This is a genomic window from Pseudomonas sp. WS 5021, assembly GCF_012985535.1.
Lineage (GTDB): Bacteria > Pseudomonadota > Gammaproteobacteria > Pseudomonadales > Pseudomonadaceae > Aquipseudomonas.
This window is the reverse complement of record NZ_JAAQWP010000003.1, coordinates 393,818-409,411: the sequence shown is the minus strand read 5'-3', so window position 1 is coordinate 409,411 and position 15,594 is coordinate 393,818. Positions and strand designations below refer to the sequence as shown.

The 15,594-nt window shown below is 61.0% G+C and carries 15 protein-coding genes; 7 read left to right on the top strand and 8 right to left on the bottom strand.

Annotation, left to right across the window (positions count from 1 at the left end; translation table 11 throughout):
* Window positions 1-61: 61 nt before the first annotated feature.
* A complete protein-coding gene (locus HBO19_RS11825; protein WP_169955017.1) occupies window positions 62-1,042 on the top strand; it encodes an NADPH:quinone oxidoreductase family protein in 981 nt (326 codons plus the stop codon).
* Between the two features lie 288 nt (window positions 1,043-1,330).
* On the top strand, window positions 1,331-2,668 hold the full coding sequence (glpT, locus tag HBO19_RS11820; RefSeq protein WP_057440450.1) for a glycerol-3-phosphate transporter: 1,338 nt from the start codon (window positions 1,331-1,333) through the stop codon (window positions 2,666-2,668).
* On the opposite strand, the gene HBO19_RS11815 is transcribed toward glpT, so the two are convergent.
* Complete coding sequence (locus HBO19_RS11815) at window positions 2,652-3,317, bottom strand: gamma-glutamylcyclotransferase (protein ID WP_169955018.1); 666 nt, start codon at window positions 3,315-3,317, stop codon at window positions 2,652-2,654. The two genes, glpT and HBO19_RS11815, sit on opposite strands and share 17 nt — an antisense overlap.
* Before the next feature lie 26 nt (window positions 3,318-3,343).
* Window positions 3,344-5,731 carry a TonB-dependent receptor gene (locus HBO19_RS11810; RefSeq protein WP_170042105.1) on the bottom strand — a complete coding sequence of 796 codons (2,388 nt, stop codon included), beginning with the start codon at window positions 5,729-5,731 and terminating at the stop codon, window positions 3,344-3,346.
* Window positions 5,732-6,057: 326 nt separating this feature from the next.
* Here HBO19_RS11810 and HBO19_RS11805 point away from each other — a divergent pair, with 326 nt between their 5' ends.
* Window positions 6,058-6,534 carry a sn-glycerol-3-phosphate transporter gene (locus HBO19_RS11805; RefSeq protein ID WP_170057558.1) on the top strand — a complete coding sequence of 159 codons (477 nt, stop codon included), beginning with the start codon at window positions 6,058-6,060 and terminating at the stop codon, window positions 6,532-6,534.
* Window positions 6,535-6,737: 203 nt separating this feature from the next.
* Here the strand turns inward: HBO19_RS11805 and HBO19_RS11800 are convergent, their stop codons facing one another.
* The 5 genes from HBO19_RS11800 to HBO19_RS11780 all read right to left on the bottom strand — a co-directional run bounded on the left by HBO19_RS11800 (window position 6,738) and on the right by HBO19_RS11780 (window position 11,972).
* A complete protein-coding gene (locus HBO19_RS11800) occupies window positions 6,738-7,706 on the bottom strand; it encodes a CDP-6-deoxy-delta-3,4-glucoseen reductase (RefSeq protein WP_170057557.1) in 969 nt (322 codons plus the stop codon).
* Window positions 7,706-9,172, bottom strand: a complete 1,467-nt coding sequence (gene ubiD, locus HBO19_RS11795) for a 4-hydroxy-3-polyprenylbenzoate decarboxylase (RefSeq protein WP_038444369.1) — start codon at window positions 9,170-9,172, stop codon at window positions 7,706-7,708. Before ubiD ends, HBO19_RS11800 begins: the two co-directional genes overlap by 1 nt.
* A gap of 156 nt (window positions 9,173-9,328) precedes the next feature.
* Window positions 9,329-10,588 carry a transcription termination factor Rho gene (gene rho, locus HBO19_RS11790; RefSeq protein WP_003176825.1) on the bottom strand — a complete coding sequence of 420 codons (1,260 nt, stop codon included), beginning with the start codon at window positions 10,586-10,588 and terminating at the stop codon, window positions 9,329-9,331.
* A 232-nt stretch (window positions 10,589-10,820) separates the two neighbouring features.
* The gene (trxA, locus tag HBO19_RS11785; protein WP_169955022.1) at window positions 10,821-11,150 is read right to left on the bottom strand and encodes a thioredoxin TrxA; all 330 of its coding nucleotides are present in this window, start codon (window positions 11,148-11,150) and stop codon (window positions 10,821-10,823) included.
* A 120-nt stretch (window positions 11,151-11,270) separates the two neighbouring features.
* Window positions 11,271-11,972: an FCD domain-containing protein gene (locus HBO19_RS11780; RefSeq protein WP_170057556.1), complete on the bottom strand. Its 702-nt coding sequence runs from the start codon at window positions 11,970-11,972 to the stop codon at window positions 11,271-11,273.
* 254 nt (window positions 11,973-12,226) lie between these two features.
* On the opposite strand from HBO19_RS11780, the gene HBO19_RS11775 reads away from it, so the two are divergent.
* Genes HBO19_RS11775 through HBO19_RS11760 form a run of 4 tightly spaced genes read left to right on the top strand, consistent with a single transcriptional unit; the run spans window position 12,227 to window position 15,066 of the window.
* Window positions 12,227-13,012, top strand: a complete 786-nt coding sequence (locus HBO19_RS11775; RefSeq protein ID WP_169955024.1) for a transporter substrate-binding domain-containing protein — start codon at window positions 12,227-12,229, stop codon at window positions 13,010-13,012.
* A 14-nt stretch (window positions 13,013-13,026) separates the two neighbouring features.
* The gene (locus HBO19_RS11770) at window positions 13,027-13,695 is read left to right on the top strand and encodes an amino acid ABC transporter permease (RefSeq protein WP_170042101.1); all 669 of its coding nucleotides are present in this window, start codon (window positions 13,027-13,029) and stop codon (window positions 13,693-13,695) included.
* Window positions 13,692-14,342: an amino acid ABC transporter permease gene (locus HBO19_RS11765; RefSeq protein ID WP_169955026.1), complete on the top strand. Its 651-nt coding sequence runs from the start codon at window positions 13,692-13,694 to the stop codon at window positions 14,340-14,342. The genes HBO19_RS11770 and HBO19_RS11765 overlap by 4 nt, the downstream gene beginning before the upstream one ends.
* Complete coding sequence (locus HBO19_RS11760) at window positions 14,329-15,066, top strand: amino acid ABC transporter ATP-binding protein (RefSeq protein ID WP_169955027.1); 738 nt, start codon at window positions 14,329-14,331, stop codon at window positions 15,064-15,066. The genes HBO19_RS11765 and HBO19_RS11760 overlap by 14 nt, the downstream gene beginning before the upstream one ends.
* Here the strand turns inward: HBO19_RS11760 and HBO19_RS11755 are convergent.
* Complete coding sequence (locus tag HBO19_RS11755) at window positions 15,038-15,592, bottom strand: hypothetical protein (RefSeq protein ID WP_178121179.1); 555 nt, start codon at window positions 15,590-15,592, stop codon at window positions 15,038-15,040. The two genes, HBO19_RS11760 and HBO19_RS11755, sit on opposite strands and share 29 nt — an antisense overlap.
* Window positions 15,593-15,594 lie beyond the last annotated feature (2 nt).

Below are 15,594 nucleotides of genomic sequence, written 5' to 3'. Positions count from 1 at the left end.
CGTTGACCCGTGACCTTACCCACCTACACTTATCGGCCAATACGCCAAAAGGAATAGTCCGATGAAAGCCGTGCTGTGCAAAGCCTTCGGCCCTGCCGAAACCCTGGTGTTGGAAGACGTCGAAAGCCCGGCGATCAAGAAGAACGAGATCCTGCTGGATGTGCACGCCGCCGGGGTGAATTTCCCGGACACGCTGATCATCGAGGGCAAGTACCAGTTCAAGCCACCCTTCCCGTTCTCGCCGGGTGGCGAAGCGGCAGGTGTGGTCAGCGAGGTCGGGGAAAAGGTCAGCCACCTCAAGGTCGGCGACCGGGTCATGGCGTTGACCGGGTGGGGCAGCTTTGCCGAGCAGGTCGCGGTGCCGGGCTATAACGTGCTGCCGATCCCACCGAGCATGGATTTCAATACCGCCGCTGCCTTCAGCATGACCTACGGCACTTCGATGCACGCCCTCACCCAGCGTGGCCATCTGGCCGCTGGCGAGACCCTGCTGGTACTGGGCGCGTCCGGTGGCGTCGGACTGGCCGCCGTGGAAATCGGCAAGGCCATGGGTGCCCGGGTGATCGCCGCCGCCAGCAGCGCCGACAAGCTGGCCGTGGCCAAGGCTGCCGGGGCCGATGAGTTGATCAACTACAGCGAAAGCAACCTCAAGGATGAAATCAAACGCCTGACCGATGGCAACGGCGCCGACGTGATCTACGACCCGGTGGGTGGCGATCTGTTTGACCAGGCCATCCGCGCCATTGCCTGGAACGGCCGCCTGCTGGTGGTGGGGTTTGCCAGCGGGCGCATCCCTGAACTACCGGTGAACCTGGCGCTGCTCAAGGGCGCGGCGGTGCTCGGGGTGTTCTGGGGCTCGTTCGCCCAGCGCCAGCCGCAGGATAACGCGGCGAATTTCCAGCAGTTGTTCAGTTGGTATGCGCAGGGCAAGTTGAAGCCGCTGGTGTCGCAGGTGTATCCGCTGGATAACGCGGCGCAGGCGATCAATGACCTGGGGCAGCGCAGGGCGGTGGGCAAGGTGGTCGTGCAGGTCCGCCAGTGATTTGAAATGCAATCAATGTAGGAGCTGGCTTGCCTGCGATAGCGGTGGGCCAGCTACATCGTTGGTAACTGATCCACCACTATCGCAGGCAAGCCAGCTCCTACAGTGGGTCTGCGGTGTTCTGAAGAATCTGGTTACGACCCATACTTGTCTATTGGCGACATGTTCGTAAAAGAACATGCAATTACTCCGGTTTCCTGTGTTTGCGGATAAGAGGCGATGCTATTTTCGGTAACGAAACTGTAACATTCGCATCCGCAGTCAAAACAAGAAATTTGGAGCTCTTGAATGTTTGCTTTCTTTCGTCCTGCCCCACACCAGGCACCCCTGCCTGAAGAAAAGATCGACAGTACCTACCGACGACTGCGCTGGCAGATCTTCGCCGGTATTTTCTTTGGCTACGCGGGTTACTACCTGCTGCGCAAAAACTTCTCCCTGGCCATGCCGTACCTGATCGACGAGGGTTACACCCGTGGTCAACTGGGCTTGGCCATGTCGGCAATCGCCATTGCCTACGGCCTGTCCAAGTTCCTCATGGGCCTGGTGTCCGACCGCTCCAACCCGCGCTATTTCCTGCCGTTTGGCCTGCTGGTATCGGCCGGGGTGATGTTCATTTTCGGTTTCGCGCCTTGGGCAACCTCCAGCGTGACCATGATGTTCATTTTGCTGTTCATCAACGGCTGGGCCCAGGGCATGGGCTGGCCGCCAAGCGGGCGGACCATGGTGCACTGGTGGTCGCAGAAAGAACGCGGCGGCGTGGTGTCGGTATGGAACGTGGCGCATAACGTCGGCGGCGGCCTGATCGGCCCGCTGTTCCTGTTGGGCATGGCCTGGTTCAACGACTGGCACGCAGCGTTCTACGTGCCGGCCACCGTAGCCTTGGCAGTGGCGGCGTTTGCCTTCATCACCATGCGCGACACCCCGCAGTCGGTGGGCCTGCCGCCTATCGAGAAGTACAAGAACGACTACCCGGAAGGCTACGACGCCAGCCACGAAGACGAATTCAGCGCCAAGGAAATCTTCGTCAAGTACGTGCTGCGCAACAAAATGCTCTGGTACATCGCCTTCGCCAACGTGTTCGTCTACCTGCTGCGCTATGGCGTGCTGGACTGGGCACCGACCTACCTCAAGGAAGCCAAGCACTTCACCGTCGACAAGTCGTCGTGGGCGTACTTCTTCTACGAATGGGCGGGGATTCCCGGCACGCTGCTGTGCGGCTGGATGTCGGACAAGATCTTCCGTGGCAACCGTGGCCTGACCGGCATTGTGTTCATGGCCCTGGTGACCGTGGCGACCCTGGTGTACTGGCTCAACCCGCCAGGCAACCCGATGGTCGACATGATCGCGCTGTTCTCCATTGGCTTTTTGATCTACGGCCCGGTGATGTTGATCGGCCTGCAGGCGCTGGAGCTGGCGCCGAAGAAAGCCGCTGGTACGGCGGCAGGCTTTACCGGCCTGTTCGGTTACCTGGGCGGTTCGGTAGCGGCCAGTGCGGCCATGGGCTACACCGTGGACCACTTCGGCTGGGACGGCGGCTTTGTGCTGCTGATCGGCGCGTGCCTGCTGGCCATCGCGTTCCTGATCCCAACCCTGTGGCACACCAATAGCGTCAGCTCGGCGCGTTAATCGCCGCGACGCCTTTGGCACATCGCTTGAGCCGCGCCTCCAGATTTTTATCTGGCATGGCGTGGCTACGCAGGGCGTTGACGGTCTGCTCGACATAATCGCGAGTGGTGCCGTAACGCCCGCAAGCGCTTTCAAATACCTGGTTCAGCACGCTGTCGGGCAAGTTGCCGGCGTAGCTGGGCAGGTGCCGCTCCAGCACAAAACCCAACGCCTGCACCTGGCTGCCGTCTTCAAGCCGGCAACTGAGCCAATGTGGCCGATACGATGGGTAAGGCATCTCGCGCTGCCACAAGGCATAGAGCGAGGCCTCCAGTTGATCCTCCGGCAGGCGGTAGGCAAAGCCGCTGCACGAGCCACCACGATCCAGGCCAAACACCAGCCCCGGCAACTCCGGCGTGCCCCGGTGCTCGTGGGACCACAGGTACAGGCCCCGGTGATACCCATGGACCCGGGCGCGCAGGCGCTGGGTCGCCGAACACTCGGGACGCCAGATCAGCGAGCCATACGCAAACAGCCAGACCGGCCCACCCTTGTGCAGGCCCATGGTGGCTTGCATCGAGCTCATCAATTGTTCGTGAGTGAGTTGCGGCCCCAGATCGAGCCGCGGTGGGTAAGCCAATTGCAGACGTTCGGATTCAATAACGGTCATGGCAGATCGCTTAGGTCTCCTGTGCATTACCAGTTATAGGCGACTTTACCGTAATAGAACGCGCCGCTGTAACCGTAAGGCGAAAAAGTGCTATAGGCCAGGTTGCCGCCACTGCTGGCGTAGGCATTGAGCTTTTCCGGGTATTTGTCGGTCACGTTGTCGCCGCCCACGGTGAAGGTCCAGTTGTGCAATTTGTAGTCAGCCGACAGGTCCAGCACCCAGGCGGCCTTGAAGGTCTGGTCGTTGACCTTGTCTGCCTGGTAGCTGGTGAATTCGCCATAACGCACCAGGTTGCTGTGCAGCGCCCAGTTGCCGAAGGTGAAATCGTTGGCCAGGCTCAGCTTGTGCTGGGGCGTGGTGTCGCCCAGCAAGCCGATGCGCTCGCGCCGGTCGACCCGCACCAGGTTGGCGCCCAGGCTATCGAGAATGGCCGGGTTGGCCTTCACGTCCGTGACCTTGGTGTGGTTGTAGTTGTAGCCCACAGTGCTGTTCCAGCGGATGCCGTTATCCAGTTGGTAGCGGTAGTTGGCCACCAGGTCGACACCATCGGTGCTGGTGTCGGTGGCATTGGTGAAGTAACGGGCGGTGGTGTAGTCGATGTTGCCGACACCGTTGGCCTGCAGATAAGCGCGAGTCGCAGCGTTGAGCGCGAGGTTGGACGACAGGCTGATACGGTCGCGGATATCGATACGGTACACGTCGACCGTCACCGTCAGGTTATCCGCGGGCTCCAGCACCAGGCCCAGGCTGTAGTTGCGCGACTTTTCGGCCTTGAGGTCTTCGGCGCCGAGCAGGCGGGCGACCTGGCTGGTGGCCGGGAACGTGCCGGCTTCCTGGATAGTGTTGCCGATCAACTGCGACGAGGTGTAGGCAAAGTTCTGCTGGGCCAGGGACGGTGCGCGAAAGCCATTGGAAATGCTGCCGCGCAGGGCCACCTGCGGGGTGAAGTCATAGCGTGCCGACAGCGAGCCGCTGACGTTGGAGCCAAAGTCGCTGTAGTCCTCATGGCGCACCGCCGCCGAAACCCCGAGCTTCTCGGTGAAATTGGTTTCCAGGTCCAGGTATTGCGCCCAGTTGTGGCGCGAGGTGCTGCCGGCGTCGGCATCACGGAAACCGCCGAGGCCCGAACTGCCGGTCTGGTAGTAGGACGCCGGCTCACCCGCTTCAATCTCATAGCCCTGGTGCAGGTATTCGCCACCGAAGGCCACCGACACCGGGTACGGCAACCAACCAAGGTCGAACTCCCGGGAGAGGTCCAGGCTGAGCTGCTTCTGTTCGTTGCTCAGGGTGCCGTTGTCGAACTTGCGCGGCGTCGCCAGGCCCAGGGAGGTGTTGATGGTTTCGGTGCGCAGTTCGTACTGGTTCTTGCCGTAGTTGGCCGACAGGTCGTAGTGCCAGTCATACGCCAACTGCCCACGCAGGCCGGCCACCAGCGAGGTGTCTTCGAGGTTGCCACGGATCAGCGGCAAGTAGCCATTGGGGTTGAGCGCCGGGATGTTGTTGGACGCATTGCTCGCCCGGTAAAACGCCGCCGTCTCGCCGCGCCGCTTACTGTAGCCACCAAAGGTGTAGAACTCGGCAGCATCGTTGAAGGCATAGCCGGCGTTCAACCACAGCTTGCCTTCGTTGGTCGAGGGTTCGCCCTGGCGGAACACTCGCTGGCCGTACGTGGTAGAGCCGACGCTGGCCGGGCGGTAATCGTGGCCGGCGCGATTGGTGTAGTCATTGTCGGCGCCTTCGGCGGAGAGGTTGATAAACCCATTCTCGCCCACTGCCAGGCCGGTATTGCCGCTGATGTTGCGCTGGATCCCGTCGCCTTTCTTGTATTGCCCGAACTTGCTGGAAACCGCGCCTCCATGGTCGGTCTGCTTGAGGATCACGTTGATCACCCCGGCAATCGCGTCAGAGCCGTAGCGGGCCGACGCGCCATCGCGCAGCACTTCGATATGGTCGACCGCCGACAGCGGGATGGCATTCAAGTCTGCCGGGGCCGAACCGCGACCGACCGCCCCGCCCAGGTTGACGAAGGCACTGGTGTGGCGCCGCTTGCCATTGACCAGCACCAGCACCTGATCCGGCGACAGGCCGCGCAGTTGCGCCGGGCGCACCAGTTCGGCGCCGTCCACCAGGCTGGGGCGTGGGAAGTTGATGGAAGGAATCAGCCGCGCCAGTACAGCACCCAGCTCATCGGAGCCGGTACTGCGCAGACTTTCGCCGGAAATAACATCAATTGGTGACAATGAGGCGCTGGCCGTGCGTTCTTGGGCACGAGTGCCGGTGACGATCACCGTGTCGAGTTTTGGTGCGTCCGCAGTCGTCGTTTCAGCGGCGATTACTGGATTGAATCCCACGGCGGTCAGCAAATTGGCTGACAAAATCGCCGTGTACAGCGCGTGTTTGTTGTAGCTCCCCATACCGCTCCCCTTGCAATCAAAAGTCAGAACGTCAATGCCCTGAGTTCATACGATCGATCCGTGTGGCGGACGGTGGCGGTCATTTACTGGTTATTGGCAGAAAGTCGGTGGCCCGATGACATATAGCTTAATGATATTTATCTTGACGAATAAATATCTTTTAAGAATAAGAGAAAGCATAAGCAATGGGCCCCATTCGTCAGGATTGCCCCGGTAAACGTCGTTGTTTCAGCACCGGTTCAGCCTTTACGGGCGACCTGGCCTCAAGATAGGCCCGCGTCACGACCCCACTTAGCCGCGCATTAACCGACTATCGAGGTCGCCCCATGAAAAACCGACTTTCTGGCCTGCTGCTCCTGGCGCAGGCCACCACCGCCCTGGCCGCCGAAACACCCGCCAACGACGACAAAGGCTTCTGGTACGCCCAGACCAGCGTCTACACCCGGCACTTTGCGCCGGACCCCGAGCACAACAACCACCAGGACCTGATCGGCCTGGAGCGCAATGACGCTTCGGGCTGGGTGTATGGCGGTGCGACCTTTCGCAACTCGTTTCGCCAGCGCTCGTATTACGCCTATGCGGGCAAGCGCTATGACATGGCCAACTATCCGGTGTACCTGAAGCTGACCGGCGGGGCGATCCAGGGCTATCGCGGCAAATACCGCGACAAGATCCCGCTGAACCGCTACGGCGTGGCACCAGTGATCATTCCGTCGGTAGGCGCGCACTATGGGCCGATGGCGGCAGAGCTTGTGCTGCTGGGGTTCAATGCGGCGATGGTGACCACGGGCGTGCGCTTCTGAGGCCGCGCACCTGAGTAGACACAATCCGATGTGGGAGCTTGCCCGCCCCCATATTTGATTTGTGGCGGTACCAAAATTCCCTGCCATGCGCAGATCCCCTGTGGGAGCGGGCTTGCCCGCGATAGCGTTGGTTCAGTCAATATCGTCGGTGACTGATACACCGCTATCGCGGGCAAGCCCGCTCCCACAGTTTGATCGGCGCCTCAGGCGCGAGGGGCGTAGGCAAATACGTCGGCGCGCATCTGATGTGCATCCATGCCGGCGTTGACCAGCGCATCCAGCGTGCCATAGATCATCGCCGGCGAACCGCTGGCGTAGACATGCACAGCCTTGAGGTCGGTTATGTCTTCGCACACCGCCTCATGCAACAAGCCACAACGCCCTTCCCAACCGCACAGGTCGCTGACCACTTTGTGCAGGAACAAGTTGGGCAATTGCTGCCACTGCTCCCAATGTTCGACCTGGTAGAAATCTTCGGGACGGCGCACGCCCCAGTACAGATGCACCGGGTGCTTGAAACCGCTGGCCCGGCAGTGCTCGATCAGGCTGTGCATCTGCGCCATGCCGGTGCCGGCCGCGATCAGCACCAGCGGCCCGTCGGGCAGCTCGGCCAGGTGGGTATCGCCAAACGGCAGCTCGACCCGCGCCATCTGGTTGCGCTGCAACTGCTCGATCAGGCTGCGGGCACTGTCTTCGCGCACCAGCACATGCAGCTCCAGCTCGCGCCCGGCATGGGGCGCCGACGCCAGGGAAAACGCCGATTTCTCGCCGTTTTCGCGTTCGATCATCAGGTACTGGCCAGCGTGATAGCGCAGCGCCTTGCCGGCCGGCGCACGCAGGCGCACGCGCCACACATCGCCACCCAGGTCCACGCACTCGCTCAACTGACAGGCAAGCTTGCGCACCGGCAACTCCCCCGGCGCCAACACGCCATCCCATAGCACGATGCAATCTTCCAGCGGCTCGGCGATGCAGGTGTAGAACTCGCCATGATCGCGCACCTCGCCGGCCTGCTGCACCCGGCCCTCGACCAACAGGGCCGCGCACACGTGGCACACGCCATTGCGGCACGCCTGCGGGCATTCGTAGCCCAGGCGCCGCGCACCTTCAAGAATCCGCTCGCCCGGCTGCAAGTCGAGGACCGCACCGGAAGGTTGCAGGGTTACACGCATCAATCTATTCCCAATTCTTTCCACATCGCATCGACACGCGCCGTCACGGCTTCATCCTTGACGATCACCCGGCCCCACTCACGGGTGGTTTCACCCGGCCACTTGTGGGTGGCATCCAGGCCCATCTTCGAGCCCAGGCCCGACACCGGCGAGGCGAAGTCGAGGTAGTCGATCGGCGTGTTATCGATCATCACTGTGTCGCGCTTGGGGTCCATGCGCGTGGTGATGGCCCAGATCACATCGTTCCAGTCCCGGGCATTGATGTCGTCATCGGTGACAATAACGAACTTGGTGTACATGAACTGTCGCAAAAACGACCACACACCGAGCATGACGCGCTTGGCGTGGCCCGGGTAGGACTTCTTCATGGTCACGATGGCCATGCGGTACGAGCAGCCTTCCGGCGGCAGGTAGAAGTCGGTGATTTCCGGAAACTGCTTCTGCAGGATCGGCACGAACACTTCGTTCAGCGCCACACCCAGGATCGCCGGCTCATCAGGCGGGCGGCCGGTGTACGTGCTGTGGTAGATCGGCTTGATCCGGTGGGTAATGCGCTCGACGGTGAACACCGGGAAGCTATCGACTTCGTTGTAGTAGCCGGTGTGGTCGCCATAGGGGCCTTCATCGGCCATCTCGCCCGGATGAATCACGCCTTCGAGGATGATTTCGGCGGTGGCCGGCACTTGCAGGTCGTTGCCACGACACTTCACCAGCTCAGTGCGGTTGCCGCGCAACAGGCCGGCAAAGGCGTATTCGGACAGGCTGTCGGGCACCGGCGTCACGGCTCCGAGGATGGTGGCCGGGTCGGCGCCCAGGGCGACAGACACCGGGAACGGCTGGCCGGGATGCTTCTCGCACCACTCACGAAAGTCCAGCGCGCCGCCACGGTGGCTCAGCCAACGCATGATCACCTTGTTGCGGCCGATCACTTGCTGGCGATAGATACCGAGGTTCTGGCGGTCTTTGTTCGGGCCCTTGGTGACGGTCAGGCCCCAGGTGATCAGCGGGCCGACGTCGCCAGGCCAGCAGGTCTGCACCGGGAGCATCGCCAGGTCGACATCATCGCCTTCGATGACCACCTCCTGGCACACCGCGTCCTTGACCACTTTGGGCGCCATGGCAATGATCTTGCGGAAGATCGGCAGCTTCGACCAGGCATCCTTGAGGCCCTTGGGCGGCTCGGGCTCCTTGAGGAACGCCAGCAGCTTGCCGATCTCGCGCAGTTCGCTGACCGACTCGGCACCCATGCCGAACGCCACCCGATCGGGCGTGCCGAACAGGTTGCCGAGCACCGGGATATCAAAGCCTGTGGGGTTCTCGAACAGCAGCGCCGGGCCCTTGTTACGCAGGGTGCGGTCGCAAATCTCAGTCATTTCCAGGACCGGGGAAACCGGCACCTGAATACGTTTCAACTCTCCGCGCTGCTCAAGTTGCTGCACGAAATCCCGAAGATCCTTGAATTTCATTAACCATGCCACCCGTAAAATAGGCGTACATCCTACCTGCTCTGAGGGCGGCTGGCAGCTTATCGCGGCGTATTTGCGTTTGGAACATGCTTAAAAAACACACGAAAAAAAATGGCGCCCCTAGGGGCGCCATTCTTTCGGACCTGAAACGTCGTATTACTTACGCTTCATCGACAGGAAGAACTCGTCGTTGGTCTTGGTGGTTTTCAGCTTGTCGATCAGGAACTCGATGGCGGCAACTTCGTCCATCGGGTGCAGCAGCTTGCGCAGGATCCACATGCGCTGCAGTTCGTCGTCGGCCGTCAGCAACTCTTCGCGGCGGGTGCCGGAGCGGTTGATGTTGATGGCCGGGAACACGCGTTTTTCAGCGATGCGACGGTCCAATGGCAGTTCCATGTTGCCGGTACCCTTGAACTCTTCGTAGATCACTTCGTCCATCTTCGAGCCGGTTTCAACCAGCGCGGTGGCGATAATGGTCAGCGAGCCGCCTTCTTCGATGTTACGCGCGGCGCCGAAGAAACGTTTCGGCTTCTCCAGGGCGTGGGCATCGACACCACCGGTGAGCACTTTGCCGGAGCTCGGAATCACGGTGTTGTAGGCACGGGCCAGACGGGTGATGGAGTCGAGCAGGATCACCACGTCCTTCTTGTGTTCGACCAGGCGCTTGGCCTTCTCGATCACCATTTCGGCAACCTGCACGTGGCGGGTTGGCGGCTCATCGAACGTCGAGGCAACCACTTCGCCGCGCACGGTGCGCTGCATTTCGGTCACTTCTTCCGGACGCTCATCGATCAGCAGCACGATCAGGTGAACTTCAGGGTTGTTACGCGCGATGTTCGCTGCAATGTTCTGCAGCATGATGGTCTTACCGGCTTTCGGCGGTGCGACGATCAGGCCACGCTGGCCCTTGCCGATCGGGGCGCACAGGTCGATCACACGACCGGTCAAGTCTTCAGTGGAACCGTTGCCGGCTTCCATCTTCATGCGCACGGTCGGGAACAGCGGCGTCAGGTTCTCGAAGAGAATCTTGTTCTTCGCGTTCTCGGGACGATCGAAGTTGATCGTGTCGACCTTGAGCAGGGCGAAGTAACGCTCGCCTTCCTTTGGAGGACGGATCTTGCCAACGATGGTGTCACCGGTGCGCAAGTTGAAGCGACGGATCTGGCTCGGCGAGACGTAGATATCGTCTGGGCCGGCGAGATAGGAGGCGTCTGCAGAGCGGAGGAAGCCGAAGCCGTCCTGGAGAATCTCCAGCACGCCATCACCGGAGATTTCCTCGCCGCTTTTCGCGTGCTTTTTCAGCAGGGAGAAAATCACGTCCTGCTTGCGCGAACGGGCCATATTTTCTATGCCCATTTCTTCGGCCAGTTGGAGCAGGTCGGTAATCGGCTTTTGCTTGAGTTCAGTCAGATTCATATAGGAATGACGTAATCATTTATAGAGGGGGGGAATTAAGCTTTTGGCTTAATGAGGCCGCGCCGCAGAGAAGGCGACAGGATCGCGTACTAATCGAAAGGAATGCGTCGGCGACGGCTTGCAGGGGGCAGTGGAGAAACCAGTGCGGGGCCGAATGTACCACCTGAGTTTGGGAGCGTCTAGCCCTGTTTCACGAAAAAGCCCCGCAATTTGCGGGGCTTTTTGACGACGCTTAGATGTTGGCGTCGAGGAAAGCTTGCAGTTGCGACTTCGACAGCGCGCCGACCTTGGTGGCCTCGACGTTGCCGTTCTTGAACAACATCAGGGTCGGGATACCACGTACGCCATGCTTGGCCGGGGTTTCCTGGTTGTCGTCGATGTTCAGCTTGGCGATGGTCAGCTTGCCTTCGTAGGTAGCTGCGATATCGTCCAGGACCGGGGCGATCATTTTGCAAGGGCCGCACCACTCAGCCCAGTAGTCAACCAGCACCGGGCCTTGGGCCTGAAGGACTTCGGCATCAAAGGTCGCGTCGGTGACGTGCTTGATAAGATCGCTGCTCATGGATGTCTCCGGGTTGTAAGCAAAAAAAACGTTGCCCATCATAGCCGCCCTTCCTTCGTTCAGGAAGCCGCCGCTGATTGACTCTTGCTATGGGACGCCATCATTTTGGATATGGCCGGGTCAGGAGGCTACCGGGGTGATAAAGGCGATCCCCGTACGCAACGCCGCGTTACGCACGTGCTCCTGCATGGATTTGTGCGCCGCCGCGCTGCTGCGCCGGGCCAGGGCACGGAGGATCTTGCGGTGCTCCTGCCAGGTTTCCATCGCCCGTTCCGGTCGGATGAACGGTAGTTTCTGGCTTTCCAGGAACACCTCGGCGCTGGCGCTGAGGATGCTCACCATCGCCTGATTGCCACTGGCCAACAGGATGCGCTGGTGGAAAGCGAAGTCCAGCCGTGCGGCGGCCTCGAAATCACCGGCCTTGAGCTCCCGGCGCATGGCCTGGACATTGTCTTCGAGCCCATCCAGTTCCTCGGTGGTCAACGTCATGGCCGCCAGCCCCGCAGCAAAACCCTCCAGGGCGTAACGCAACTGGAAGATATCCAACGGGCTGGCCTGTGCCGTAAACGGCCAGGCCACACCGCCCATATCACCCGCCAGTGGTGCCTGCACGAACACGCCCTTGCCCGGTTGCACGCTGACCAACCCCAGGGCGCTGAGCGATGACAAGGCCTCACGCAACGAGGCACGACTGACCCCCAGTTGCAGCGCCAGGTCCCGCTGGGAAGGCAATGCATCACCTGGACCGAAGCCCTGTTGCTTGATCAGTTTGCGGATGGCTTGCAAGGCCGCTTCCGGTACGGCTTGGGCGATGGAATTCATAAAAACCCGAGGTTTTAGTCAACAGTAAGCCTAGTTGTAAATCTATTCTCGGCAGCCCGCAAGCCACGCCCCAAAGGGGCTCGTGCGGTTTTGCCAGCGCTCGAAAAGGGTGCGAAACAGCGGCTGACTGTTCAGACCAGTAAGACCGCTGCAAGCCCATTAAATCCTGCCTTGCGACCGTTTCAGGGCGTCATGGCATGGGCTGTGCACTGGGCAAACTCAGAAAGCCCCTTCACCCTTTTCGGAGAGTTGCCATGACCAAGCGTTGCAGCGCCCTGCTCACTGCCTTGTTTGCCAGCCTGATGCTCAGCCAGGCGCCAGCCCAGGCCAATGGCCTGGACGATATCGTCGCCCGTGGCACCCTCAAGGTCGCGGTGCCCCAGGATTTCCCGCCGTTCGGCTCTGTCGGCCCCGACATGAAGCCGCGCGGCCTGGATATCGACACCGCCAAACTGTTGGCCGAGCAACTCAAGGTCAAGCTGGAGCTGACCCCGGTCAACAGCACCAATCGCATCCCGTTCCTCACCACTGGCAAAGTGGACCTGGTGATTTCCAGCCTGGGCAAGAACCCGGAGCGCGAGAAGGTCATCGACTTCTCCAAGGCCTACGCGCCGTTCTATCTCGCGGTATTTGGCCCACCTGACGCGGCCATCGCGAGCCTGGACGACCTCAAGGGCAAGACCATCAGCGTAACCCGCGGCGCCATCGAAGATATCGAGTTGACCGCCGTCGCGCCCAAGGAAGCCACGATCAAGCGCTTTGAAGACAACAACTCGACCATCGCCGCCTACCTCGCCGGCCAGGTAGACCTGATCGCCAGTGGCAACGTGGTGATGGTGGCGATCAGCGCGCGCAACCCCAAGCGCGTGCCGGCGTTGAAAGTCAAACTCAAGGATTCGCCGGTGTATGTCGGCGTGAACAAAAACGAGCCGGCGCTGCTGGAGAAGGTCAACCAGATCCTGGTCGCCGCCAAGGCTGACGGCAGCCTGGAAAAAAACGCGATGCAGTGGCTCAAAGAACCGTTGCCGGCAGACCTGTGAGGCGGAGCTGATCCATGGCCTATCAATTCGACTTTGTGCCGGTGCTGGCCAATACCGACCTGTTGTTGCGCGGTGCGCTGTTCACCCTGGAGCTGACCGCTATCGGCGCCATCCTTGGGGTGGCGCTGGGGATTGTCGGCGCCGTGGTGCGGGCATGGAAAATCCAGCCGTTCTGCTGGCTCTTCGGGGTGTATGTCGAGTTGATCCGCAATACGCCATTCCTGGTGCAGTTGTTCTTCATCTTCTTCGGCTTGCCGTCCCTGGGCCTGCAGATTTCCGAATGGCAGGCGGCGGTGCTGGCGATGGTGATCAACCTGGGGGCTTATTCCACGGAGATCATTCGCGCCGGGATCCAGGCGATTCCCCGTGGGCAACTGGAGGCTGCAGCGGCGCTGGCGATGACGCGCCTTGAAGCGTTCCGCCATGTGGTGTTGCTGCCGGCGCTGGGCAAGGTGTGGCCGGCGCTGAGCAGCCAGATCATCATCGTGATGCTCGGTTCGGCGGTGTGCTCACAGATCGCCACGCAAGAGTTGAGCTTTGCCGCCAACTTTATCCAGTCCCGCAATTTCCGTGCGTTTGAAACCTATGCACTGACCACCCTGGTGTACCTGTGCATGGCGTTGATGATCCGCCAGTTGCTCAACTGGATCGGCCGCCGCTATGTGATGAGGAACAGCCGATGAGTGATTTTTCGTTCTGGGACATCGTGCGCAACCTGCTGACCGGCCTGCAGTGGACGCTACTGTTGTCGCTGGTGGCGTTTATCGGCGGCGGGCTGATCGGCTTGCTGGTGATGACCCTGCGCATCAGCAAAAAGGCACTGCCGCGCAATATTGCCCGCACCTATATCGAACTGTTCCAGGGCACGCCGCTGCTGATGCAGTTGTTCCTGGTGTTCTTCGGCATCGCCTTGCTGGGGATCGATATCTCGCCGTGGCTGGCCGCCGCGATTGCCTTGACCCTGTTTACCAGCGCCTACCTGGCCGAGATCTGGCGCGGCTGTGTCGACGCTATCGCCCATGGCCAGTGGGAAGCCTCCGCCAGCCTGGCCCTCAACCCTTATGAGCAACTGCGCTACGTGATTTTGCCCCAGGCCCTGCGAATTGCCGTGGCGCCGACAGTGGGTTTCTCGGTGCAGGTGGTCAAGGGCACGGCGGTGACGTCGATCATCGGCTTCACCGAATTGACCAAGACCGGCAGCATGCTCGCCAACGCCACCTTCGAGCCCTTCATGGTCTACAGCCTGGTGGCACTCGGTTACTTCCTGCTCTGCTACCCCTTGTCCCTCAGTGCCCGCTACCTGGAAAGGAGACTGCATGCCTCTGCTTAGAATATCCGCGCTGCACAAGTATTACGGCGATCACCATGTGCTCAAGGGCATCGATTTGACGGTCGAGGAAGGCCAGGTGGTGGCGATCATCGGCCGCAGTGGCTCGGGAAAATCCACCTTGCTGCGCACCCTCAATGGCCTGGAGTCGATCAACGATGGGGTGATTGAAGTCGACGGCGAATACCTCGACGCGGCCCGCGCCGACCTGCGCAGCCTGCGGCAGAAAGTCGGCATGGTGTTCCAGCAGTTCAACCTGTTCCCCCATTTGACCGTGGGCGAAAACGTCATGCTCGCGCCCCAGGTCGTGCAAAAAGTCACCAAGGCCAAGGCCGCGGACCTGGCGCGACAGATGCTGGAGCGCGTCGGGCTGGGGGAAAAATTCGATGCCTTCCCGGATCGCCTGTCCGGCGGCCAGCAACAGCGGGTGGCCATCGCACGGGCACTGGCGATGTCGCCCAAAGTGTTGCTGTGCGATGAGATCACCTCGGCGCTGGACCCGGAGTTGGTCAATGAAGTGCTCACAGTGGTGCGCCAACTGGCTAAGGATGGCATGACCTTGATCATGGTCACCCACGAGATGCGTTTTGCCCGGGAAGTCGGCGACAAATTGGTGTTCATGCACCAGGGCAAGGTACATGAGGTTGGTGACCCGAAGGTTCTGTTTGCCCAACCGCGCACCGCTGAGCTAGCCAACTTTATTGGTTCTGTGGAGCAGCCGGGCTGATGCCAGCCCCGTGCGGCACCCACTCGACCTGGACCTGCCCTTCCAATGTGGTTTCACTGCGCACAGAGAACGCATCGACCGGCAGATACGGGTCGACCTCCAACTGCGCCGATAATCGCCGGCCTGTCGCCGGTACGCCCGCGGCCCGGGCGATCAGCACCTGCCCGGGCACAAGCTGATCGCCGGTCGAGCCGTCGACAGCCAGGTCCACGGGGCGGCCATCCAGCTGGGCGTGCCGGATACTCAAGGTAACGACGCCCTCGCCACCAAACCGAAACCCCCGCCCTCCCGCAGGCAACCCGCCAAACCGGATCGCCATGGGCACGGGATCGATGCACACCACGTTCAGCACCACCGTACGCTTGCCCAGTGACGGTGAACTGGCGGGGCCATCGAGCCACTGCGCGTGGCGCAATATGCCAAAGTCAACGCGAGGCTGGCTTAAAACCAACTGGCAATTGGCGACACTGGCTTCACTGGCCAATATTGCGATAACGAACAACAGGCGCTGATAAAACCTGCTCACCG